At 60.5% G+C, this 22,305-nt stretch carries 22 protein-coding genes; 12 read left to right on the forward strand and 10 right to left on the reverse strand.

The window, feature by feature from the left end:
• The first annotated feature begins 5 nt into the window (after nt 1–5).
• The 5 genes from WEU32_RS03670 to dmpG are packed head-to-tail and all read left to right on the forward strand — an operon-like array spanning nt 6 to nt 4,063.
• On the forward strand, nt 6–824 hold the full coding sequence (locus WEU32_RS03670) for an alpha/beta fold hydrolase (protein WP_406852897.1): 819 nt from the start codon (nt 6–8) through the stop codon (nt 822–824).
• A gap of 7 nt (nt 825–831) precedes the next feature.
• A complete protein-coding gene (locus WEU32_RS03675; RefSeq protein WP_406852898.1) occupies nt 832–1,308 on the forward strand; it encodes a flavin reductase family protein in 477 nt (158 codons plus the stop codon).
• Nucleotides 1,305–2,081 (forward strand): fumarylacetoacetate hydrolase family protein, encoded by a 777-nt coding sequence (locus WEU32_RS03680; RefSeq protein ID WP_406852899.1) that lies wholly within the window; start codon nt 1,305–1,307, stop codon nt 2,079–2,081. Before WEU32_RS03675 ends, WEU32_RS03680 begins: the two co-directional genes overlap by 4 nt.
• A gap of 9 nt (nt 2,082–2,090) precedes the next feature.
• Nucleotides 2,091–3,029: an acetaldehyde dehydrogenase (acetylating) gene (locus WEU32_RS03685; protein ID WP_406852900.1), complete on the forward strand. Its 939-nt coding sequence runs from the start codon at nt 2,091–2,093 to the stop codon at nt 3,027–3,029.
• Nucleotides 3,029–4,063, forward strand: a complete 1,035-nt coding sequence (gene dmpG / locus WEU32_RS03690) for a 4-hydroxy-2-oxovalerate aldolase (RefSeq protein WP_406852901.1) — start codon at nt 3,029–3,031, stop codon at nt 4,061–4,063. Before WEU32_RS03685 ends, dmpG begins: the two co-directional genes overlap by 1 nt.
• Nucleotides 4,064–4,138: 75 nt before the next feature.
• Here the strand turns inward: dmpG and WEU32_RS03695 are convergent, their stop codons facing one another.
• Nucleotides 4,139–4,342, reverse strand: coding sequence for a hypothetical protein (locus WEU32_RS03695; RefSeq protein ID WP_406852902.1), 204 nt, complete (start codon nt 4,340–4,342; stop codon nt 4,139–4,141).
• Nucleotides 4,343–4,544: 202 nt separating this feature from the next.
• Here WEU32_RS03695 and WEU32_RS03700 point away from each other — a divergent pair, with 202 nt between their 5' ends.
• The 7 genes from WEU32_RS03700 (at nt 4,545) to WEU32_RS03730 (ending at nt 12,308) form a co-directional block, all read left to right on the forward strand.
• Nucleotides 4,545–6,236, forward strand: coding sequence for an FAD-binding protein (locus WEU32_RS03700; protein ID WP_406852903.1), 1,692 nt, complete (start codon nt 4,545–4,547; stop codon nt 6,234–6,236).
• A 72-nt stretch (nt 6,237–6,308) separates the two neighbouring features.
• Entirely contained in the window at nt 6,309–6,791 is a 483-nt protein-coding gene (locus WEU32_RS03705) for an Lrp/AsnC family transcriptional regulator (protein ID WP_312135283.1), read from the forward strand.
• Nucleotides 6,788–7,261: an Lrp/AsnC family transcriptional regulator gene (locus tag WEU32_RS03710; RefSeq protein ID WP_406852904.1), complete on the forward strand. Its 474-nt coding sequence runs from the start codon at nt 6,788–6,790 to the stop codon at nt 7,259–7,261. The genes WEU32_RS03705 and WEU32_RS03710 overlap by 4 nt, the downstream gene beginning before the upstream one ends.
• 372 nt (nt 7,262–7,633) lie before the next feature.
• Nucleotides 7,634–8,698, forward strand: coding sequence for a Rieske 2Fe-2S domain-containing protein (locus tag WEU32_RS03715; RefSeq protein ID WP_406852905.1), 1,065 nt, complete (start codon nt 7,634–7,636; stop codon nt 8,696–8,698).
• 360 nt (nt 8,699–9,058) lie between these two features.
• A complete protein-coding gene (locus WEU32_RS03720; protein ID WP_406852906.1) occupies nt 9,059–10,603 on the forward strand; it encodes an AMP-binding protein in 1,545 nt (514 codons plus the stop codon).
• 3 nt (nt 10,604–10,606) lie between these two features.
• Nucleotides 10,607–11,236 (forward strand): nuclear transport factor 2 family protein, encoded by a 630-nt coding sequence (locus tag WEU32_RS03725; RefSeq protein ID WP_406852907.1) that lies wholly within the window; start codon nt 10,607–10,609, stop codon nt 11,234–11,236.
• A 10-nt stretch (nt 11,237–11,246) separates the two neighbouring features.
• Complete coding sequence (locus tag WEU32_RS03730; RefSeq protein ID WP_406852908.1) at nt 11,247–12,308, forward strand: alkene reductase; 1,062 nt, start codon at nt 11,247–11,249, stop codon at nt 12,306–12,308.
• Between the two features lie 74 nt (nt 12,309–12,382).
• Here the strand turns inward: WEU32_RS03730 and WEU32_RS03735 are convergent, their stop codons facing one another.
• From WEU32_RS03735 to WEU32_RS03775, 9 genes are all read right to left on the reverse strand, one after another.
• On the reverse strand, nt 12,383–13,153 hold the full coding sequence (locus WEU32_RS03735) for an SDR family NAD(P)-dependent oxidoreductase (protein WP_406852909.1): 771 nt from the start codon (nt 13,151–13,153) through the stop codon (nt 12,383–12,385).
• A 69-nt stretch (nt 13,154–13,222) separates the two neighbouring features.
• Nucleotides 13,223–15,481 carry a TonB-dependent receptor gene (locus WEU32_RS03740; RefSeq protein WP_406852910.1) on the reverse strand — a complete coding sequence of 753 codons (2,259 nt, stop codon included), beginning with the start codon at nt 15,479–15,481 and terminating at the stop codon, nt 13,223–13,225.
• A 273-nt stretch (nt 15,482–15,754) separates the two neighbouring features.
• Nucleotides 15,755–16,228, reverse strand: a complete 474-nt coding sequence (locus tag WEU32_RS03745; protein ID WP_406852911.1) for a nuclear transport factor 2 family protein — start codon at nt 16,226–16,228, stop codon at nt 15,755–15,757.
• Between the two features lie 21 nt (nt 16,229–16,249).
• Nucleotides 16,250–16,567 carry a 2Fe-2S iron-sulfur cluster-binding protein gene (locus WEU32_RS03750; protein ID WP_167174149.1) on the reverse strand — a complete coding sequence of 106 codons (318 nt, stop codon included), beginning with the start codon at nt 16,565–16,567 and terminating at the stop codon, nt 16,250–16,252.
• Nucleotides 16,568–16,607: 40 nt separating this feature from the next.
• Nucleotides 16,608–17,792, reverse strand: coding sequence for an acyl-CoA dehydrogenase family protein (locus tag WEU32_RS03755; protein ID WP_406852912.1), 1,185 nt, complete (start codon nt 17,790–17,792; stop codon nt 16,608–16,610).
• Entirely contained in the window at nt 17,789–18,847 is a 1,059-nt protein-coding gene (locus WEU32_RS03760; RefSeq protein ID WP_406852913.1) for an acyl-CoA dehydrogenase family protein, read from the reverse strand. The genes WEU32_RS03755 and WEU32_RS03760 overlap by 4 nt, the downstream gene beginning before the upstream one ends.
• A 74-nt stretch (nt 18,848–18,921) precedes the next feature.
• A complete protein-coding gene (locus WEU32_RS03765) occupies nt 18,922–19,674 on the reverse strand; it encodes an SDR family NAD(P)-dependent oxidoreductase (protein WP_406852914.1) in 753 nt (250 codons plus the stop codon).
• Nucleotides 19,675–19,724: 50 nt separating this feature from the next.
• Entirely contained in the window at nt 19,725–21,452 is a 1,728-nt protein-coding gene (locus tag WEU32_RS03770; protein WP_406852915.1) for an FAD-dependent oxidoreductase, read from the reverse strand.
• Entirely contained in the window at nt 21,449–22,216 is a 768-nt protein-coding gene (locus WEU32_RS03775) for an SDR family NAD(P)-dependent oxidoreductase (RefSeq protein WP_406852916.1), read from the reverse strand. Before WEU32_RS03775 ends, WEU32_RS03770 begins: the two co-directional genes overlap by 4 nt.
• Nucleotides 22,217–22,305: the final 89 nt, after the last annotated feature.

Here is a 22,305-nt window from a genome sequence, read left to right on the forward strand (position 1 = left end):
CAGCCATGACCCGCGCGACTGTTACCCGCACGGTCCACCAGATTTCCGGTGGCTATGAGATCTGTATTCAGGAAGCCGGTTCTGGCCCTGCTGTGGTGTTTCTCCACGGTAGCGGGCCGGGGGCTTCTGGCCTGTCGAACTTCCGCCAGAACGTCGATGCGTTCGTGGATGCCGGTTACCGCGTCATCCTGCCGGACCTGATCGGCTATGGCGCATCGTCCAAGCCGGAAAACATCGACTATACGCTGCACCTGTTCACCGACACGATTGTCGAAGCCTTGAAGGCGCACGGCGTTGAGAAGGCGACACTGGTGGGTAACTCGCTGGGCGGCGGTATCGCCATCCAGATGGGGCTGGACCACGCAGATATGGTGGATCGTCTGATCCTGATGTCGCCGGGCTGTATCGAAGAACTGCCGATCTATTTCGCCATGCCGGGCATTGCGAATATGAAGAGCACCTTCGGTAGCCCCGAGTTCGGCCCTGCCGACCAGCGCCGTCTGGCCGAGAGCCTTGTGTTTGATCCGGTGCACATCACCGACCAACTGGTGGCAGAGCGTTTCGAGGTGGCTAAGACCCAGCCCAAGGATGTGCTGGCCCGTATGAAGACGCACAATCTTAGTCCGCGTCTTGGCGAGTTGAAGATGCCGATCCTCGGTTTCTGGGGTTTCAACGACACCTTCATGCCGTTGACGGGGATCAACTATTTCCTCGAGGACTGTGAAGACGCCCGTTTCATTACCTTTAACAAGGTGGGGCACTGGGTGCAGGTCGAGCGCACCGAAGAGTTCAACCGCTACAGCCTAGAGTTCCTGCGTGGGTGAGCCAGCCATGAACCATGATCTGTCGGGTGGTCTGAAAGATGCCATGCGGCGTCTGGCCTCTGCGGTGGCCGTGGTTTCGGCCCGCAGTCGCGATGGCGGTGCGGTCGGTATGGCGGCAACGTCGGTGACATCCTTGTCGATGTCGCCACCGTCGTTGCTGGTCTGCGTCAATCGCCAGACCGGCATCCATGCCAGTCTGTTTATCGGCGCAAAATTTAATGTGAACCTGCTGGGCAACCATCACCGTGATGTGGCCTCCGCCTTTGGTGGCCAGATGGCCCGAGAACTGCGCTTCGGTGTGGGGCAGTGGGCTGACGATATTCAGGGCCTGCCCGCTCTTGCCGATGCTCAGGCCGTGGTCGGCTGCGAGGTCGATCGTCTGGTCACCTATGGCACCCACACCATCGTCATCGGCGCGGTGCGCGAAGTGCGCGTGGCCGGTGAGGTCCAGCCGTTGATCTATCAGGACGGACGCTATCTATGAGCAAGCATCAACAGTTTGCCGATCAGCTGCACGCCGCCTTGCGAGGCGGCCATGTGATCGCGCCTCTGATTGAACAGGATGCGTCCCTGACCATCGATGACGCCTATGCCATTTCGCTGGAGGTGATGAAGCGCCGCACGGCCGAGGGCGAAAAGGTCATCGGCAAGAAGATCGGCGTCACCTCCAAGGTGGTGCAGGACATGCTGGGCGTCGACCAGCCGGACTTCGGTTTCATGACCGACCGGATGCTGGTGGAGGGCGATATCGATATTGCCGCCCACAAGCTGATTGCGCCGCGTGCCGAGGCTGAGATCGCCTTTGTCCTCAAGGCCCCGCTGAAGGGGCCGGGTGTCACCGAGGTAGATGTTCTGGCCGCCACCGAAAAGGTCGTGGCCTGTTTCGAGGTGGTCGATAGCCGCATCCGCGACTGGAAAATCGCCATCGTCGATACGGTGGCCGACAATGCCTCGTGCGGGGTGTTTGTGCTGGGGGATGAACATACCGATCCGGCGACGCTGGACCTGCCCAACCTCAAGGTGGTGGTGAAGAAGAACGGCCAGTTCCTGTCCGAAGGTTATGGCTCGGCAGTGCAGGGATCGCCGCTGACGGCGGTGGCGTGGTTGGCCAATACGCTGGGGGCCTATGGCGTCACGCTGGATGCTGGCGATGTGATCTTGTCGGGGTCGCTGGTGCCGCTGGCCGATGCCGTGGCGGGCGACGAGTTCGAAATGGAGTTGGACGGGGTGGGGCGCTGTGCCGCCCGCTTCCGTTAGGGGATAAGCATGAGCAAGATTAAGTGCGCGATCATTGGATCGGGCAATATCGGCACGGATCTGATGGAAAAGCTGATCCGCTATCCGAAGAATTTGGAACTGGCCGCCGTGGTCGGGGTCGATCCGGCGTCTGAAGGCCTGGCCCGCGCCCGCGCCCACGGCGTGTTCGCCACCCATGAAGGGCTAGACGGTCTGGTCGCATCCGATGTCTATGCCGAGATCGGCGTCGTGTTCGATGCCACCTCGGCCTATGCCCACAAGGACCACGATGCGCGTCTGCGTGCCGACGGCAAGCTGGTGGTCGATCTGACACCGGCGGCAATTGGCCCGTTTGTGGTGCCTGCGGTGAATGGTGACGAGAACCTTGATAGCGGTAACGTCAATATGGTCACCTGCGGTGGTCAGGCGACCATTCCGATGGTGGCGGCGGTCAGTCAGGTTTCCAATGTGCGCTATGCGGAGATCATCGCTTCGGTGTCGTCGCGTTCGGCAGGTCCGGGCACCCGCGCCAATATCGACGAGTTCACCCGCACGACCGCCCGCGCGATTGAGAAGGTCGGCGGTGCCGAACAGGGCAAGGCCATCATCATTCTGAACCCTGCCGAGCCGCCGATGATTATGCGCGACACGGTCTTCACCCTGTCGGACGGTGCTGACGAGGACACCATCCGCGCCTCGGTCGAGGCCATGGTGGCCAAGGTCAGCGCCTATGTGCCGGGTTATCGCTTGAAGCAGCAGGTCCAGTTCGAACGCTATGGCGACAATAACCCGCTGACCATTCCGGGCCGTGGCCAGTTCAAAGGCATCAAGACCTCGATCTTCCTCGAGGTCGAAGGCGCGGGCGACTATCTGCCGCCCTATGCCGGCAATCTCGACATCATGACCGCAGCGGCCAAGGCCACGGGCGAGCTTTTGGCCGCCAAGCGCCAAGAGAAGGAGGCCGCATAATGGGCTTCGACGTCAATAAAGACCGTCTCTATATTCAGGACGTGACCCTGCGCGACGGTATGCACGCCATCCGTCACATGTATGGTCTGGATCAGGTACGCGACATTGCCCGCGCGCTGGATCGCGCCGGTGTGTCGGCCATCGAGGTCGCACACGGCGACGGCCTGTCTGGTGCCAGCTTTAACTACGGCTTTGGCGCACACACCGACTGGGAATGGCTGGAAGCGGTTGCCGAGGTACTGGAACAGTCGGTTCTGACCACCCTGATCCTGCCGGGTGTTGGCACGGTCGAAGAACTGAAACGCGCCTATGATCTGGGTGTGCGCTCGGTGCGCGTGGCCACTCACTGCACCGAGGCCGACGTGTCCAAGCAGCATATCGGCATGGCGCGTGATCTGGGTATGGACGTGTCCGGCTTCCTGATGATGAGCCACATGATCGAGCCGGATGCTTTGGCGCAACAGGCTCTGCTGATGGAATCCTATGGCGCGCAGTGCGTCTATGTGACCGACAGCGGCGGTGCGCTGGACATGGATGGCGTCAAGGCCCGCTTCGAAGCCTATGAGCGCGTCCTCAAGCCGGAAACAGAGCGCGGTATGCACGCCCACCACAACCTGTCTCTGGGTGTGGCCAACTCGATCGTCGCGGCCCAGTGCGGTGCGGTGCGTATCGATGCCAGCCTGACGGGCATGGGGGCGGGGGCAGGGAATGCGCCGCTGGAAGTCTTTATCGCCGCTGCCGACCGCAAGGGCTGGAACCACGGTTGCGATGTCAGCGCCCTGATCGATGCTGCCGAGGACATTGTGCGTCCACTGCAGGACCGTCCGGTCCGCGTAGACCGCGAAACGCTGAGCCTGGGTTATGCAGGGGTCTATTCGTCCTTCCTGCGCCACGCCGAAAAGGCCGCCGAGGATTACGGACTTTCCACCAAGGACATTCTTGTCGAACTGGGCCGCCGCCGCATGGTCGGTGGTCAGGAAGACATGATTGTCGATGTGGCACTGGATATGTTGAAGGCCCGGGAAACTGCCTGAAGCATATAAAAAGCCGGAGGATGAGTGCTCATCCTCCGGCTTTAATGTTTCTAGGCCCGGGTTTCAGGCTGGCGCTTAGGCCTGATGGATCGCTGTCGATATAATCCGCATGGCTGAAACCTCGGCATAGGGTTGGGCGGACTTGGCGACAGCCGGACTGAGGATGCCGGCTGCAACGGCGCACAGCCCGATTGTGACGAGAATGGACAGGACGATATAGGCCGAGCGCTTACCAGATGGCTCGAAGACGCACGTCGCCCGTGTGATGGCGTTGGTCATGGTTTCCTCCCCTGCCTCTTGATGGGCTGGTACAGGAATGAAGCTATGAAAACGTGGTTCTGTAAACAGACAAATGCGCAAAAATAACCAGTTTTGACTCTTTTTGGGCGATTTTGCGTAATTTATTTGATCTAAAAAACGAACATAAATGTTAAGGCGTGCGCAGCGAGGCGCGTGGCTCAGAAAGTGCCGGGGGGCAGAGATGAATTTTCCTGACTGGTGGCCGTCGCAAATCCAGCCTGCTGTCGATGCGGGCGCTGTGGCTGAAAGCGCATGGAGTGCCACAGCCGACGTTATCGTTGTCGGTTATGGCGGGGCGGGGGTCTGTGCGGCGCTGGAAGCTTCCGGATCGGGCCTGTCTGTAATTGCGCTGGACCGTGCGAGCGGCGGCGGCGCTACGGTGATCAATGGCGGTGTCTTTTATGCAGGCGGCGGCACGGCGACCCAAAAGGCGGCCGGTGTCGAGGACAGCGTGCAGGCCATGTTCGACTATCTGAAGATCGAGGCGGGCGGTGTCGTCTCCGATGAAGCCCTGATGCGTTTCTGCAAGGGCAGTGCGGCGGATCATGACTGGCTGGAAAGCCATGGCGTGGGCTTTAATCCGAGGCTCTATGCCAAAAAGACCTCGTTCCCGCCGACGGCCTATTTCCTCTATCACTCCGACAGTTCGCTGGCACAACGCTATGCCGACAAGATCAAGCCTGCGGCGCGCGGTCACCGTGTGAATATGGAATCGAAAGGCGGCGAAGCCGTTGGTTTCGGGCGGGCCTTCTATCAGCCGCTAAAAGAAGCGGCAGCGGCAAAGGGTGTAGACCTCTATGCCGAAACCATTGTCGAAGCCCTGATCAAGGATGGGCAGGGCGCTGTGGTCGGCGTCAAGGCGCGGCGTATCCCGACGGACAGTCCGCATCTGGAAACGTGGCGCAAGCTGCAAATCCGGATCGCCAAACTGTCCTCGATCCCGCGCACATGGCCGGGGGCGGCATGGTTTGATGCGAAGGTTGTCAAGCTGACGAACAAGGCTGCGGCCTTGATGGCGGCGCATGGCAAGGCGCTTTATCTGCGGGCCGGTCGCGGTGTGGTGCTGACGGCGGGCGGGCATATTTTCAACCGCGCCATGGTGCGTCATTTCTCGCCGGACTATCTGAAGGGGCTGCCACTGGGGACGCCCTGCGATGACGGTTCCGGCGTGGCGCTGGGCATGACGGTGGGCGGAGCCACCGAAGGCATGGAGCGCATCTCGGCGTGGCGTTTCATCAATCCGCCCTATAGCTGGGCGCGCGGTCCGATGGTCAATTCGGATGGCAACCGTTTTGTCGACGAGACCCTTTATGGCGCGGCTATCGGCAAGGCTATGTGCGAGGGGCGTGACGGCAAGGCCTGGATTATTCTGGATCGGGCCCTGATCAAACAGGCCCGTGCCGAGGCCAGTGCCAAGGATGTGCTGGATTTCCAGAAATGGCCGGCCCTCATGTCCATGCTGATGCCCGCAAAGAAGGCGTCCAGCCTCAAGTCTCTGGCGCGTAAGCTGGGTGTATCCGAAGAGAACTTTCTTGCGGCGGTATCGGCCCATGATGCGGCAGCACGCGGCGAGGCCGCCGATCCGTTCAACAAGCGCGGCACGGATGCTGCGGCCTTGGGGGCAGGGCCCTATTACGCCATCAATGTCTCGATTGATGCGCCGTTGTTGCCGCTATCGACCCTGAGCCTTGGCGGGCTGTCGGTAGACGAGAAAACCGGTCAGGTCCGCGCGGTGGATGGCGCACCCATCAAGGGTCTTTACGCCGGTGGTCGCACGGCTATCGGGATATGTTCGAATCTGTATGTCAGCGGTCTGTCAGTCGCTGATTGCGTGTTTTCCGGCCGTAGGGCTGCGAAATCCTTGGTTTCATAGGTCGCATGATCGCAATTTCACAAAGAACGCTTTATGACCGTTAGTGGAAAACTGGCCACACGGCGGAGTAGAATGCAGATACGCGAAAGCAACGATGGTACAGGGGCCACCCTCGATGATCTCGAGACCGGTATCATTGACATCTTGCGCGAGAACGGTCGTGCAACCAACCTCGAGATTGCCGAAAGGTTGGGTGTAACCGCTGCCACGGTCTCTAGCCGTATCAAGCGTCTGGAAGAAAACCGTGCCATGAAGGTGGTGGCGGTATCCGACTTTGCGGCCCATGGTTATGAACTGCTTCTGGCTGTCGGTATCAAGGTCACGGGACGTGACGTGGATGCTGTGGCGGCGGAACTGGCCGCTCTTCCCGAAGTGTTCTCGATCAACATGGTCACGGGCCGTTTCGACATGGAGCTTCTGGTGGCGATGAAGTCGTTTGACGAGATTGCTGTCTTCCTCGCCGACCACGTGGCCCACATCCAGGGCATCTCGGATCTGGATGCCGGTGTGGTCTATGATGTTGTGAAGTTCGAATTCAACGTGGCCCCGCTATGACCAAGCCTGCACTGGACGAACTGGATCACCGTATCATCGAGACCTTCAGTCGCGATGCCCGTGTCTCGAACCGTCAGGTGGCGAGCGAGCTGGGTGTCACTGAAGGCACGATCCGCACCCGACTGCGCCGTCTGCAAAGCAGCCGGATGATCCAGTTTACGGTGGTTACCGACTATCGCATGGCCGGATCGCCCAATCTGGTGATGATGGGGATCAAGGCCAATCCGTCGCATGTTCAGTCGGTGGCCAAGGCTCTGGCCGATATTCCCGAGATCGGTTCGGTGGTGTTGATGATGGGGCGCTACAGCCTTTTGGCCACTGCCCTGATCACCTCTGTCGAGGCCGCCGACCGGCTTATCCGGGGCAGGGTGCGAAAGCTGGAAGGGGTGCAGGATGTCGAGGTGTCCTGGTCAATAGCAACCCCCAAATACGATGCCCGTCTGGCGCGTATTACCGGCCCTGCCGAATAGTCTTGAAAGTTCAGGCCGCTGTGATTTCGCAGCGGCCTTTTTCATGGCTGCTGGCAGAAGGGACGCGCAATCTGGAAGCCGGGTTATACGCAAATGTGACTGTTCATATGCGTCGAAAAGGTCTGCTGAATACATGGTCTTGTGAGCACATGAGGCTTGGTCTGAGATTAACCTTTGAAAATGAAGGGTTATTTCAAATTGGCGATTATGACGACGCAAACACAACCAAGACAAGTATGAATTGACAAGATGCGTAACTACAATAACAGTAATATACGCGATCACACAATTATGCCTGCTTCAGAATGGGTTTTGCGCTTTCAAGTGCAATGAGGTGTAGTTCGCATGACCGTTGGACGTTGGGAGTGAGTCATGGCGGGAACACAAGATTACGGGCTGGGCCCTTTTACCTATCCGCGCGGATGGTTTCTGGCGGCAGAAAGCAAGGAAGTCACGAACAAGCCGCTGGCGGTTCGCTATTTCGGTCAGGAGCTGGTGCTTTATCGCGGCGAGAGCGGCCGCGTGTTTATGGTTGATGCCTATTGCCCGCACATGGGCACCCATCTGGCCAAGAACGAAAGCTCCTATGTCGTTCAGGACAAGATGCATGTGGAAGGCGACAATATCCGTTGTCCGTATCACGCATGGCGCTTTGGTCCCGACGGCAAGTGCAACGAGATTCCCTATTCCAAGGCTCCGATCCCCGCAGCGGCCAAGATCCGCACCTGGAAGGTCGAAGAGAAATACGGCTGTGTCTTTGTGTGGCATGACCCCGAGGGCGGCGAGCCTGACTATGATCTGCCGGTCATCCCGCAGTGGGATAATCCGGCCTTTGTGCGCTGGGATCTGGATCATTTGGGTGAACTGCCCTGCCACCCCAAGGAAATCATCGACAATATCTGCGATGTGGCCCACCTGGGCCCGACGCATGGCGGTCCATGCGAGTATTTCCATAACGAGTTTGACGGCGTGGTCGCACGCCAGCGACAGGGTGGCTACCACCGCGCACTGGAAGTCGGCGTCATGCTGGAGACCGACACCTGGTATACAGGGCCGGGTATCCTGATCTCGAACTTCAATGAGGGTAACTCGGTCATGTTCATCTGCCACACGCCGGTGGATGATGGCCGCACGCGGGCTTGGCATGCGCTTCTGGTCCATTCGGGCAAGGAGGTTTCCGAGCCTTCCGACAAGGCTATGCAGATCGAATATCAGGCGGGCAGTCTGGCGGCCTTTGCGCAGGACTTTGACATCTGGATGAATAAGGCCCCGTGCATCACGCCGCTGGCTGTGCCGGGTGACGGTGCCTATGGCAAGGTCAAGACCTGGTACCAGCAGTTCTATAATCCGCGCGCCGAGGCCGAGGTGTTCCAGAAGCGCGCCAACGGAATCTACAAAATCCCCGGTATGCCGACCGTCCGCGAGGATGCGGCCTAATATGCAGCAAAACCCGATCTGCTGCTGAACCAAGTAACGACTTACGCCTGCTCGTTGGTCGTCCGCGTACTTTTTATTGAAGCGAAACCTCTGAAACTTTGGCCCGGCATCCTTGGATGTCGGGCTGTATTTTATCGAGGACTGTGACGGTGGGGCGGTATAATTCGCTGTTCGCGCCATAAAATACAATCATTAATACGCAAAACGTTGTTGATGGTGCTTTAAATTCAAAATATGCGTATATAAAGGCCTTGAGGGTCATGTGCAGGTAAACGGGGTAGGGATAATGGGCATCTGGCACAGGGTAGGGCGTGACGGTCAGGACTGTACCGCTGGGCCGGGCTTGCAGGCCTTTTGACGATGAGCGACCTGCCCGTAACCATCCCCCATGCCGCGCAGGCGGCGGCGGCCCGCTGGGGTGAACGTCCCGCCCTGATCGAGAACGGCAAGACAGTCTCGTTCAACGCGCTGTGGGCCGAGGCCCGCGCTGTGGCGTCAAGCTGTCTGGCCAAGGGGATCGGTCCGCAAAGTCGTGTGGCCATTTGGGCTCCGAACTGCCGTGAATGGATCGTGGCGACGCTGGGTGCACAGATTTGCGGCGCGGCGATTGTGCCGCTGAACACGCGCCTGAAGGGCCGCGAGGCGGGCGATATCCTGCGACGCGCCAAGGTCAGTGTCCTGTTCACCGTTAAAGAATTTCTGGGCTGCGACTATCCCGCCTTGTTGAAAGACGAGGATACGCCCGATCTGGCCCACACCGTCCTGATGGAAGGCGCGTACTGGCAGGCCTTTTTGAATGAAGGGCAGGGCGCGGGCGATGATCGTCTGGATGGCCTGTTGGCACAGGTTACGGGCGAGACGATCAGCGACATCATGTTCACCTCCGGCACGACCGGCGCGCCCAAGGGCGTGCTGTCGGTTCACGGTGCGGTGGTGAAGATGTTTTATGACTGGGGCGAGCGGGTCGATGTGCGCGAAGGCGACCGCTTCCTGATCGTCAATCCGTTCTTCCACACCTTTGGCTACAAGGCGGGCTGGGTGGCCTGTCTGGTGCGCGGGGCGACCATCCTGCCCATGCCGGTCTTCGACGCCGCCAAACTGGCCGACATGATCGAGCTCGAAAAGGTGAACTTTATTCCCGGTGCGCCGACCATCTACCAGATGCTGCTGATCGAGCAGGAAAAGGCCAGCCGCGACGTTTCATCCCTGCGTGTGGCGGTGACGGGGGCGGCCCCTGTGCCGCCAGCCCTGATCTATCGCATGAAGAACGAACTGGGCATGGAGCGCGTGGTCAATGGCTATGGCATGACCGAACATGGCTGTGTCTGCATGACCCCTGCCGAGGCTTCGGTGGACCAGATTTCGGCCTCCATCGGTACGCCCTTGCCCGATGTCGAGGTGGTCTGCGCGGACGAAAATGGCAACCCTCTCGGCCCCGACCAGTCGGGCGAGTTCTGGGTGCGCGGCTATGGCGTGATGCGAGGCTATCTGGATGATCCCGAAGCCACCGCCGAGACGATCACACCCGATGGTTGGCTGCGGACGGGCGACATCGGGCGCATCGACGCCAACGGTTATATGTTCATCACCGACCGGATGAAGGACATGTATATCTCGGGTGGTTTCAACTGCTATCCGGCCGAGATTGAAAAACTGCTGAACGACCATCCGGGTATCGAGGTGGCGGCGGTTGTGGGCATGGATGACGAGCGGATGGGCGAGGTCGGTAAGGCCTTTGTCATCCCGCGTGCCGGTGTGGAGTTGAACCCCGCCGAGGTGATCGCATGGGCGCGTGAGGCGATGGCCAACTACAAGGTGCCGCGCAAGGTGGTGATCGTGTCGGACCTGCCGCGCAATGCTGCGGGCAAGGTTCTGCGCAATGCTCTTCGAGAAATGGCGGATTGAGAGATGACGGATAATACCGATCTACTGCGTCGTATCGACCGGCTGGAATCGCTGGATGCGATCCGCCAGCTTGCGGCCAAATACAGCCTTGCGCTGGACATGCGCGATTCCGATGCGTGGGTCAGTCTGTTCCCTGAAGGCGTTCAGGTCGGCGGCGGCAAGTCGGGGCGCAAGGCGCTGCGCGACTGGTTCGACGAAACCATGGGCCAGCAGTTCGACGGTACCTCGCATCACATCGGCGGCCACGTCATCGAGTTCATCGACGAAGATAACGCGCAGGGCGTGGTCTATTCCAAGAACGAGCACGAGACGGGCGCGGACTGGGTCATCATGCAGATGATGTATTTTGACCGCTACACCCGCATTGATGGTCGCTGGTATTTCCAGCGCCGCCTGCCGCTGTACTGGTATGCCACCGATCTGAACAAGCCACCGATCGGCAGCCGCAAGATGCGCTGGCCCGGCCAGCCGCCCTATGAGGGCAGTTTCCACGACCTGTTCCCGTCGTGGAAGGCCTTCTGGGAACGGGCGGGCAAGGCCCATGATGCGCCGGTATCAGAGCCTGCGCCCATCGACGGTTTCATTGATGCCATGCGCAAGGACCATCCCTTGCCGCGTCCGCGCGTTCGTTAAGGAATAGGTTTTGGCTGGTCTGTTTGAGCCTGTGAAACTGGGTGCGATTGCCCTGTCCAACAGTATTGTTATGGCCCCCATGACCCGTGACCGTGCGGGTGAGGGTGATGTACCAACCGATCTGATGGTGGAATATTATCGCCAGCGGGCTTCGGCGGGTCTGATCATCACCGAAGGTACCCAGCCCTCCTCGGCGGGCAAGGGCTATTGGCGCACCCCCGGCATCCATACGCCGCAGCAGACGGCGGGCTGGGCCAAGGTGGCCGATGCGGTTCATGCGCAGGGCGGCAAGATCGTGGTGCAGTTGATGCATGTCGGTCGGGCATCTGTGGCGGCCAATAAGGATGTGGACGCCGATACGATTGCGCCATCGGCGATCCAGTGTCCTGACAAGATCCCCGGTCCCGATGGTGTGCCGCAGGACTGTGTGATGCCGCGTGCGCTGGAAACGGACGAGATTGCCGGTGTGATCGCCGACTATGTCCACGCCGCCCGCTGTGCCATCGAGGCCGGTATGGACGGGGTGGAGCTGCACTGTGCCAGTGGCTATCTGCCGATGCAGTTCCTGTCGTCCAATACCAACCAGCGAACCGACCAATATGGCGGCAGCGCCGAAAACCGCGTGCGCTTCGTGGTGGAAACCTTGGCAGCCCTGTCGGAAGCCATCGGTGCGGATCGCGTCGGTTTTCGCATCTGTCCGGGTGTGACTCTGAACGGTATGGCCGATGCCCATCCGGCGCAAACCTATGAGACACTGCTGAAGGCCGTGGACGGTACGGGCTTGGCCTATCTGCATCTGATCGACCTGCCGCAGGAAGGTCTGGATGCTTTAACTCTGGTCAAGGCGAACTGGACGGGACCGCTGATCCTCAACAACAGCCGGGGTGTCGAGGACAATATCCAGCGTCTGGAGAACGGCACAGCCGATGCTGTCTCGTTCGGTCGCGGCTTCATTGCCAACCCCGATCTGGTCGGCAAGCTGAAGAGGGGCGAGCCTCTGGCAAGACCGGATCGGGCGACGATCTATACCGGCCAAGGTGACGATGCGCGGGGCTATACGGACTACGTTTAAACCTCGGACATACCGACAAACTAGAAGGCCGCCGGATCACTCCGGCGGCCTTTATGCTTTCGAGGAGAGACGCGTCAGACGCCGAAACCGCCCGCCACCGAAATCACCTGTCCGGTGATGTAGTTGGCACGGTTGGAGGCGAGGAAGACGGCGGCATTGCCGATATCGTCTGAGGCACCCCAGCGCTTGATCGGCAGCAGTTTCTTGACCTCGGTTTCCCACGCCTCGTCGAAATAGCCGGCTTCCTGACCGATCTTGAACTGGCCCGCATCGATCACACCGACCAGCACCGTATTGGCGCGGATTTCGTTGACGCCCTCTTCCTTGGCGATGCCCTTGATTAGGGCCTCGTTACAGGCCTTGGGGGCCACCGACAGGCCGTCCAGATGCGGGAACCAGTCATGGCCCGCCGAGCCAAGATGCACGAACGAGCCGCCGCCTTTTTCGCGCATGTGCGGGATCAGGGCGCGCACCGCATGGTGGAAGCCGAAGGCTTCAATCTCGATGGAGGCGCGGAACTGCTCGTCGCTCCATTCGGCAATCGGACGCTGTGGTACAACCGGACCTGCGCCCCAGACCATGGTGTGCACGCGGCCATGGGCCTCGATGACCTGTGCGGTCATGGCGCGGACCTGATCGGCGTCTCGCACATCGCATTGGTGGATCGTTGCGGTCACGCCCAGCGCACGGATGGCCTCGGCGGTTTGCTCGGCCACATCCTGTTTGGAGTTGTAGCCGATCGCAACGGGCGTGCCTGCGCGTGCAAATGACATGGCAACGCCGCGACCGATGCCGCCGCTGCCGCCATAAATAATCGCTACGCCTTCGGGAAAATCATTCGTCATTGGAAGGTCCTGAACAGAAAAAAAAGGCTGCGGACACTGGGTCCGCAGCCTGCAGTTTCGAGGAGAAGCTTAGAAAGCGTACCGAACGGTCGCGTAGATGCGGCGCGGTGGATTGTAATAGGCCTCGGTGAAGCCGAAGAAGGCGGCCCCGTCATAGCCTTCCTTGATGACGCGCTCGTCGGTCAGGTTCTGGCCTTCGATTCCGAAGGACAGGCCGTTATCCGTACGGAAGTTCACGCTGGCATTCAGCAGGGTATGGGCTTCACCCTTCAGCAGAGGCTGGTTCTGGGTGTCGCTATATTGCTCGTCCATATAGGCGGCATCGATACGGAAGGTGGTGTCGAACTGGCCGATGCGGCGGTTCACAATGGCACCGAGGCTGGCGGTCCACGGCGGGGTGTGTTTCAGCTTCAGGTGGCTGTAGTCGAGGACGTTACCCGACGGGTCCTGGCTGAAATATTCCTCATAGGCGGCGTTCAGATAGCCGACTGCGCCTTCGAAGCTCAGCCAGTCATTGGCGATAAAGCGTCCCTCGGCCTCGATACCCCAGATGCGGGCCTTACCGGCATTTTCGGTGCGGGCCACAACACCACCCATGATCGGATAGGATACGACGACCTGCATGTCCTGATACTGGTTGTAGAAGGCACTCAGGTTCAGGCGCAGACGACGATCCAGCAGGTCGTTCTTCAGGCCAATTTCATAGCTGGTCAGGATTTCCGGATCGAAGCTGCCGATCTCGGCTTCCGAGGTCGGACGGCCGTTGAAACCACCCGAGCGGAAGCCCTGCGAGATGATGGCGTAACCGCGCACCTCGTCATTGAACTCGTAATTGGCGCTGATCTTGGGCGAGAAGTTCGACCAGCTTTCGTCCAGAGTATAGCTGGGCACGCCCGGGATCAGCGGCACCTGCGCGAAGATGCGCGTGGCCGATTGGTCGAAGTTTTTCTCTTCGTGGGTGTAACGAGCACCGACATCGAACGACAGGCGATCGGTCGCGCGATATGTGGCGTTACCGAACAGAGCGATATTGTCGGTTTCCTGCGTCTGGTCAAAGGCGACGTTGAAATCCAGAGCCGCCGCCATGGCCGGATCGAAACCGGCTTCGATCAGCTTGGGATACAGGCCCCATGCCGTGACCAGCGTGGTCTTCTGGCGCGAACGCTCGTGATACAGATAAAGGCCGCCCAAAGTGGTCACCTTGCCGTCGAACAGTTCGTGAGACAGCTGGAATTCCTGCGAGAACTGGCGGCTGGTAATGTCTTGACGGTCGCCCGAATAGTTGGTCACCGAGGCATCGCCGTCACGGGCAAAGGCCACACGGCTATAGCGGGCTGCCGAGATCGACTTCATGTCGCCACCAAAAGCCGGGAAGTCCAGCGTCAGGGTGGCCGAACCGGCATCGGCATTGTCGATGTTCAGCATCGGCGTGACATCGGTTTTATCGATGTCGTTAGGCACAGTGCAGCACGGCTCTACGAACTGCGAATACATGTCCGAGAAGAAGACCGGCTGGAAAGCGATCATGCTGCCAGCTGCTCCATTCTGGCGCTGGCGATAGCCGTCCACGCTCAAAACGGCGTCAAACTCGCCCTTGGTCCAGCGCAGGGCCGCACGGCCGGCGATCTGGTCGGTATTGCCCTTGGTGCCGCCGCTTTCCAGTTCCTGCCAGCCGTCTCCCCAGCGACCTAGCGCCGAAACCGACATGGACAGGTCATCGGTTAGAGCCATGTCATAGCTGCCGCGCACCTGTGCGTAGTCATAGCTGCCGACCTTCAGGTCCGCCTCGCCGGTATTGGAGCCGGTCGGCTTTTTCATCACGACGCTGATGGCGCCGCCAATGGTGTTCTTGCCGAACAGCGAGCCTTGCGGACCGCGCAGAACCTCGACGCGCTCGATCCCCATCAGCGAGGTCAGGGCACCGAACGGACGACCCTGATAGACGCCGTCAAAGAAGACAGCCACAGCCGGATCGGAGGTGACGATATAGTCGTATTCACCCACGCCGCGCACATAGGCCGACATCTGACCGGATGAACCGCCGGTGCCCGGGGTGAAGGTCAGGTTCGGGGTCATCTGCTGGATATCGACCAGCGAGCTATAACCGCGGGCCTCGAGGCCTTCGCCGGTCACAGCTGTTACCGCGATCGGCACATCCTGCAGGTTTTCGGAACGACGGCGCGCGGTCACGACGACATCGCCAACCACGGTCGCGGCTTGCGGGTTTTCGTCGATCTGCTGGGCCGCAGCGGGCGTGGTGATGGCGAGCAGTGCAGCCGGTGCAGCGCCCAGCATCCAGGCGCGCAGAATTGCTTTGTTAGATTTCACAATGTCCCTCCCGAAACGCTTATGCGTTTTCGTCTTTGCGTTTTGATTGCCGCATCTAGAAACGCAAATCAATGTTTTTGATTTAATAATATGTCATATTGCGCTGTCTGACTGATGGCGTCTACGCGATTGCCTGTTTGCGCGCAGGTGGCGCGCAGGCGCACGGCGCATGCGGGTAACGCCATTATCAGCATGGATTTGTATCGTGGTGAGAAATTAAAAAAGCCGGATCAAGCAGATAGCTTAATCCGGCCATAAAGGATGTGATGCGGGTCAGGCGGTGGGCAACAGCCAGTTGGCGCTCAGCTTGCCCTCGATGGCTGTGCCTTCCAGAGCAGAACGGGCCAGCGATTTTGTTTTTGAAATGCGCCAGCCGTCTTCGGTACGGCGATATTCGTCATGATAGAACATGGACAGGGCGCGGAACTGGCCGGTGCGCGGATCATAGGTGGTGAAGCCCAGATTCCAGACGGCCTTGGCGGTGTCGGCATCCAGGACTTCGATCTCGCCATTGTGGCCGTGGTGGCTGTCGGTGATCGGCGAGTTGACGGCGATCTCGGTGAAGATGCCGACAAGCTGGTCCACATTGAACACGCCCATACCCTCGAAATCGATGACGGCATCAAGGGTGAAACAGGCCCGCACTGTGTCAGCCTGTTTGGCGTCGCAGGCATTCAGATAGCGGGCCTTCAGGCGGCGGATTTCGGACTCGGCCTCAAGGCGGGCCAGACGCTCTTCGATAGTCATCGGGATACTTTCTACAGGGACTTAGTCTTCGGACGCGATGGTCACCTTCAGGCCGCTGACGGCATCGCTGAAGGGCAGTTGGCATGACAGGCGCGAACAGGCGGTGCTGTTTTCGGACCATTCCAGCAGGTCGGCCTCGTCCTGATTGGGGGCGTCGAAACGCCCGAAATAGGCCTCGTCCACATGGACATGGCAGGTGGCGCAGCTTAGGCCCCCGCCGCATACAGCCTGCAACTCGTCAAACCCTGCATGGCGGATGGCCTCCATAACGGACTGGCCACCGGCAATTTCGGCTTCGTGTTCGGTGCCGTCGCGCGTGACGACAATCAATTTTGGCACTTCAAATCTCCTGATGGGGGGCTGTTCAAACCCGCAGGGTTCACCCGCGCGGTTCGCGCGGAAGGCCAAGACCGCGCTCGGCGATCAGGTTGCGCTGGATCTGGTTGGTGCCGCCATAGATCGTGTCGGCCCGGGAATAGAGGAACAGGTTTGGCAGGGTGTCCCAGACATATTCCTCGCGGTCATTGACCTCGCCAGCCTGACCCAGAACATCCATGGCCAGTTCGCCAAGGTTGCGGCGCCACGACGCCCACTGGATCTTGTAGGTCAGGGCTGCGCCGTCGATCTTGGAATGGTCGGTCTGTGACAGCATCCGCAAAGCGCCATAGCGCATCAGGCGCAGGCCGATCTCTGCCTTGGCAATGCGCTGGCGGATCAGCGGATCATGGGCGGTGCCATTGGCCTTGGCGGCTTCGATGATCTCGTCCAGTTCGTTACGGAACGACATCTGCTGGCCCAGCGTGGAAACACCGCGCTCGAAGGCCAGAAGCCCCATGGCGATCTTCCAGCCCTCACCCGGTTGGCCGATCAGACTGTCGGCCGGACAGCGGGCATCGGTCAGGAAGGTCTCGTTGAATTCGGCATCGCCATTGATCTGGGGGATGCCGCGAATCTCGATACCCGGCTGGTCAATCGGCATCATCAGGAAGCTGAGGCCCTTGGGACCAACCGTGCCTTCCTCGGTGCGGGTGATGACGAAAATCCAGTCGGAAATATGGGCAAGGCTGGTCCAGATTTTCTGGCCGTTGACCACCCATTCCTGAGCACCTTCTGGCCCTTCCAGATAGCCCTTGGTGTGGACCGAGGCGAGGTCGGACCCTGCGCCCGGTTCCGAGAAGCCCTGACAGAAGATGGTCTTGCCCGCCGCAATATCGGGCAGGAAGCGTTGCTTCTGTTCTTCGGTGCCAAAGGCCAGAATGGTCGGGCCGGCCAGTTCGATACCGATATGGTTCACACGCCCCGGCACTCCGGCGCGGGCATATTCCTCGGCAAAGATGACCTGCTGGGCCAAGGTCGCATCACGGCCCCCCCATTTGGCGGGCCAGCCGATGCAGGACCATTTGTGGGCGGCCAGTTGCTGTTCCCATTCCTTGCGGCGCTCGGGCATGGCGGTCAGGGAGGTGATGCCTTTGATGTCCTTGAACTCGCCCGCCATCTGGCCGTTCAGCCAGTCGGCGCATTCCTGACGGAAGGCTTCGTCAGCGGCAGAAAAACCGAGCTTCATGCGGCGGCTCCCAGGATCATGTCGGCGATTTTGGCGCGGTGCCAGTTGTTGTTGCCCAGAGCGGTCTGGGTGGCGCGGGCGCGTTTGAAGAACAGGTGGGCGTCGTGTTCCCACGTAAAGCCGATGCCGCCGTGAAGCTGGATCATGTCACCGGCGCAGCGGAAATAGGTGTCGGTGGCAAAGGCCTTGGCGGCATGCATGGCCAGTTCGGCCTCGTCGGATTCCTCGTCGGCAGCACAGGCGGCCCAATAGACGGCAGAGCGGGCCTGTTCGATCTCGATCATCATATCGGCGAGGCGGTGCTTATAGGCCTGGAACGAGCCGATCTGGCGACCGAACTGCACGCGCTCTTTTGAATAGGAGACGGTGCGATCCAGACAGGCCTGCGCTCCACCCAGAGCCTCGGCGGCGATGGCGACAAAGGCGGCGCGGTGGGCATGGCTGATGGCGGTGATCGCATCGGCCAGCGGCGCGCCCTTGGCTCCGTTCAGCGTCACATGCGCATAGGGTCGGGTCTGGTCCATCGTGGTCTTGGCGATGACGCTGACGCCATCGGCTTTAGTGTCCACGATCCATGCGCCGCGATTGCTGGTGACGACGAAAACATCGGCAGAGGCACCATGGGCGACAAAACCGTCGCTGGCCGTCAACACATCGCCATCGGCGCTCAAAGCCGCATCATGGACATAGGCGGCGATACGCTCGCCCGACAAAAGGTCAGGCAACAGTTCGGCCTTCTGTTGCTCGGTCCCGCCATAGGCGATGGCGCGCGCGCACATGACCAGACTGCCCAGCATGGGCAGGGCCGCAACCTGCGCACCGGCGGCCTCGGCGATGATGGCCATCTCGACCAGACCCAGACCGGCTCCGCCGACGTCCTCGGGAATGCCGATGCCCGACAGGCCCAGCTCCTGACAGAAGGTGGCCCACAGATCGTGGTCGATACCGTCCTTGGCCATGGCGGCGCGGGTGCGCTCGCTGGTGGCATTTTCGGTGAAGAAGGCGCTGGCCGTTTCGGCGATCATGCGCTGTTCTTCGTTAAAGGCGAATTCCATTATGCCTTGTCCCAAACTGCTGGTGCCGCATGGCGGCAATCATTCAAATTCAAACGGTTAAGTTGCGTTGTTGCCTAGCCCGCGACATGGCCGCCATCGACGCTGAGCAGGGTTCCTGTCGCCTTGCGGGCGGCATCCGAGGCCAGAAATGCAATCGCTTCGGCAATGTCCTGCGGCTCGCAGGCCCCGTTTTCCAGCTTGGGCGCGGCGCGCATCATCAGCGAGAAGTCGATATCTGCGGCTTGCGCCCCCGCTTCAGGTACGGTGGCCGTCATAGGCGTGTTGACCTGACCGGGGCAGACGCCGTTGACGCGCACGCCGGTTGAAGCCCACTCGACGGCCAGACCCTTGGTGATGCCGATAACCGCATGCTTTGAGGCCGAATAGGCGACCGTATAGGGCATGCCGACCAGCCCCGAGGACGAGGCCGTATTGACGATATTGCCCTTGGATTTCAGCAGGTGCGGGAAGGCGGCCTGACACAGGGCAAAGACGCTGGTGGCATTCACGCGCATGACAAGGTCCATATCCTCGACCGCAAAGGTCTGGCTGGAACCCCATTTGAGGATGCCCGCGACATTGCAAAGCACGTCCAGACCGTCAGCAGCAGCCACATCCACCAGTGCACGGCACGAGGCGGCATCGGCGGCATTATAGGTCTGGATCTTGGGCGCGGTGGCCATCAGGGCCGCCGTCTCGGTCAGTCCCTTTTCATTGATGTCGCCAATCGTGACCGACGCGCCTTCGCGGGCGAACAGGATGGCGGTGGCGCGGCCAATGCCCGAGGCCGCACCCGTCACAAGGAGTTTTTTGTTCTGGAAGCGCATGGAAACACTTGGGTTGTCGTTAGAAACAGGCAGTTAGGGGCGCGGACGGATCAGTCATTCGCCCCTGTGATGTGGCGGGCGGCCAGATAGCCGAAGGTCAGGGCAGGGCCGAGGGTCACACCCGCACCCGGATAGCTCTCACCCATGGCCGAGGCGGCGTTGTTACCGATGGCATAAAGGCCGCTGATCGGCTGGCCTTGGGTGTCCAGCACCTGAGCCTTGTCATTGGTCAAAAGGCCGCCATTGGTGCCGATATCGCCGGGATAGATCGGCATGGCATAGAACGGCCCCTGATCCAGCGGACGCAGGCACGGATTGGGCTGGACGCGCGGGTCGCCATACATCTTGTCATAGGCCGCCTCGCCGCGATGGAAGACGGGGTCCGAACCGGTGGCGGCGTGGGTGTTGAAGGTCTGGATCGTCTCTTCCAGTGCCGACGGATCAACCCCCATGGCCTTGGCCAGTTCGGCGACCGTGCGGCCCTTTTTCAGGATCGAGCGCACGCCCTTGCCATGCAGCCAGTCCGGCTGGATCGGATAGAGCGGTCCCACCGGATACGAATGGCGATAGCGGTGGTCGAACACGAACCATGTCGGCGAGGCATCGCCGGTCTGCGCCTGACGACGCGCCATCTGCTGGCCGACAATGTGATAGGACGCCGCCTCGTTCAGATAGCGTTTGCCGTCCTGCGCCACCATCATGCAGCCGGGCAGGGCGCGTTCAATCGTGCACAGGCGGCCACGGTCCTCGCCCGGCACATAGAAGACCGGCGCGGCCCATGTCGATTGCAGGTTCAGGGTTTGCGCCCCTGCATCCATACCGGCGCGGATGCTGTCGCCCGTATTGCTGCTGATCCCGCCCGATAGCTGGGTGCTGGGATAGAGCGGCGCATAGGTCTCGCGCATGGCCTTGTTCTTGTCGAACCCGCCTGCGGCCAGCACCACACCCTTGCGGGCGCGGATGTTCAGGCTCTGGCCGTTTTGCTTGACGCGCGCGCCGACAACCTTGCCATCCTCGCGGATCAGGTCCTCCATCGGGCTGTTCAGCCACAGGGGGACATTGCGCTGGTTCAATGCATCGCGCAGTCCACCCGTCAGGGCATTGCCCAGTGTCAGGCGGCGGTCCTTGCGCGAGGTCAGACGGAACGGCAGGTCCAGCCAGTAGCGGGTCAGGCTCTTGGCCAGATGTTTCCACCACCCCTTGGCGCGGAACAGCAGGATGTAGGTTTCGTCAAAATGCCAGTTCAGATAGCCGAACAGGCTGGCCGCCGGAGAGGCAAAGCGCATGGTGGCCACATCCTTGCCCAGCACCCGACCATCGATCGGTAGCGGCATATGGGTGCGGAACCCTGTCGGTGAACCGCCCGGATTTTCGGCGTGATAGTCGGGATAGGGGAAGGCCTGATAGCTGATCGCCGTATTGGCCGTCATCCAGCGCAACATCGGCGCGGCATTATCGACAAAGGCGCGGATATTGGCATCGGGTACATTATCGGCCGACAGTTTGCGCACATAGGTAAAGGCGTCGTCGGTGCTGTCGTTAAAGCCCGCAGCGGCCGCCTGATCGCTGGCCGGAATCCAGATGCCGCCGCCCGAAGTGGCCGAGGTGCCGCCCCACAGGGCGTCCTTCTCGATCACCAGAACCTCGGCATTATTGTGCGAGGCGACCAGAGCGGACATCAGCCCGCCTGCGCCCGAACCGACGATCAGGACATCGACTTCCTTGTCCCATTTGGTGGCGGCTTGGCCTGCCGCGCCGGAGGTCACAGCGGCGCTCATGACGGCAGATACATCTGGGCAGCCTTGCCGCCATCGACGGGCAGGGCCACGCCGGTGATATAGCTGGCCGCATCAGACAGCAGGAAGACAATGGCCTCGGCCAATTCTTCGGGCAGACCGCCGCGACCCATCGGAATGGCATCGGCGGTGCGGGCGGCGACCTGGGGGGCGCGCTGGCTGAACTCTTCGGTACCGGCGGTCTGGACCTGACCGGGCACAATGGCGTTGACGCGGATACCCTTGCGGGCCCCCTCCATCGCGGCGACCGAGGTGAGCTGGATCATGGCCGCCTTGGAGGCCGAATAGCTGGACATATTGGCCGCAGCACGGATGCCGCAGGTCGAGGAAATGTTGACGATCGATCCTTTGCCTGCTGCGCCCATGATCTTCATGGCCGCCTTGGTGCTGACGAAAACAGCCTCGGCATTGACGGCGAAATCCTTGCGCCAGTGATCCAGAGAAAGGCGCGAGATGGGAGCATAGTGAGTGGACATGGCATTGTTCACCAGCATGTCGAGGCGACCATATTTCTGGCCGGTATTCTCGATCAGGGCCGTGAGGGCAGCTTCGTCGGAGACATCAAGCTGGACGGCTTCGACCTTGCCACCTTGGGCTTCAATGACGGATTTGGCCTGATCCAGCTTTTCCTGACGGCGACCGCAAATGACCACCTGCGCCCCGCGCCGGGCCAGCAGCGATGCGGTGGCGAGGCCGATCCCGTCGCTGCCTCCGGTAACGACTGCAACCTGTCCGGACAAATCCACACTCATTTCCCTACCCCGATTTTCAGAGTGACTATTTTTAGCCTTATTCCCGCAATTGACGTCTATATTGACGAGCTGTCAATCAAATG

This window comes from Brevundimonas sp. BH3 (assembly GCF_045345115.1).
In the GTDB taxonomy this organism is placed as follows: Bacteria; Pseudomonadota; Alphaproteobacteria; order Caulobacterales; family Caulobacteraceae; genus Brevundimonas.

What these genes read in the sequence shown, in the direction of transcription:
- WEU32_RS03670 (WP_406852897.1), top strand. Translation starts at nt 6, where the DNA reads ATGACCCGCGCGACTGTTACCCGCACGGTCCACCAGATTTCCGGTGGC.
- WEU32_RS03675 (WP_406852898.1), top strand. Translation starts at nt 832, where the DNA reads ATGAACCATGATCTGTCGGGTGGTCTGAAAGATGCCATGCGGCGTCTG.
- WEU32_RS03680 (WP_406852899.1), top strand. Translation starts at nt 1,305, where the DNA reads ATGAGCAAGCATCAACAGTTTGCCGATCAGCTGCACGCCGCCTTGCGA.
- WEU32_RS03685 (WP_406852900.1), top strand. Translation starts at nt 2,091, where the DNA reads ATGAGCAAGATTAAGTGCGCGATCATTGGATCGGGCAATATCGGCACG.
- dmpG (WP_406852901.1), top strand. Translation starts at nt 3,029, where the DNA reads ATGGGCTTCGACGTCAATAAAGACCGTCTCTATATTCAGGACGTGACC.
- WEU32_RS03695 (WP_406852902.1), bottom strand. Translation starts at nt 4,342, where the DNA reads ATGACCAACGCCATCACACGGGCGACGTGCGTCTTCGAGCCATCTGGT.
- WEU32_RS03700 (WP_406852903.1), top strand. Translation starts at nt 4,545, where the DNA reads ATGAATTTTCCTGACTGGTGGCCGTCGCAAATCCAGCCTGCTGTCGAT.
- WEU32_RS03705 (WP_312135283.1), top strand. Translation starts at nt 6,309, where the DNA reads ATGCAGATACGCGAAAGCAACGATGGTACAGGGGCCACCCTCGATGAT.
- WEU32_RS03710 (WP_406852904.1), top strand. Translation starts at nt 6,788, where the DNA reads ATGACCAAGCCTGCACTGGACGAACTGGATCACCGTATCATCGAGACC.
- WEU32_RS03715 (WP_406852905.1), top strand. Translation starts at nt 7,634, where the DNA reads ATGGCGGGAACACAAGATTACGGGCTGGGCCCTTTTACCTATCCGCGC.
- WEU32_RS03720 (WP_406852906.1), top strand. Translation starts at nt 9,059, where the DNA reads ATGAGCGACCTGCCCGTAACCATCCCCCATGCCGCGCAGGCGGCGGCG.
- WEU32_RS03725 (WP_406852907.1), top strand. Translation starts at nt 10,607, where the DNA reads ATGACGGATAATACCGATCTACTGCGTCGTATCGACCGGCTGGAATCG.
- WEU32_RS03735 (WP_406852909.1), bottom strand. Translation starts at nt 13,153, where the DNA reads ATGACGAATGATTTTCCCGAAGGCGTAGCGATTATTTATGGCGGCAGC.
- WEU32_RS03745 (WP_406852911.1), bottom strand. Translation starts at nt 16,228, where the DNA reads ATGACTATCGAAGAGCGTCTGGCCCGCCTTGAGGCCGAGTCCGAAATC.
- WEU32_RS03755 (WP_406852912.1), bottom strand. Translation starts at nt 17,792, where the DNA reads ATGAAGCTCGGTTTTTCTGCCGCTGACGAAGCCTTCCGTCAGGAATGC.
- WEU32_RS03760 (WP_406852913.1), bottom strand. Translation starts at nt 18,847, where the DNA reads ATGGAATTCGCCTTTAACGAAGAACAGCGCATGATCGCCGAAACGGCC.
- WEU32_RS03765 (WP_406852914.1), bottom strand. Translation starts at nt 19,674, where the DNA reads ATGCGCTTCCAGAACAAAAAACTCCTTGTGACGGGTGCGGCCTCGGGC.
- WEU32_RS03770 (WP_406852915.1), bottom strand. Translation starts at nt 21,452, where the DNA reads ATGAGCGCCGCTGTGACCTCCGGCGCGGCAGGCCAAGCCGCCACCAAA.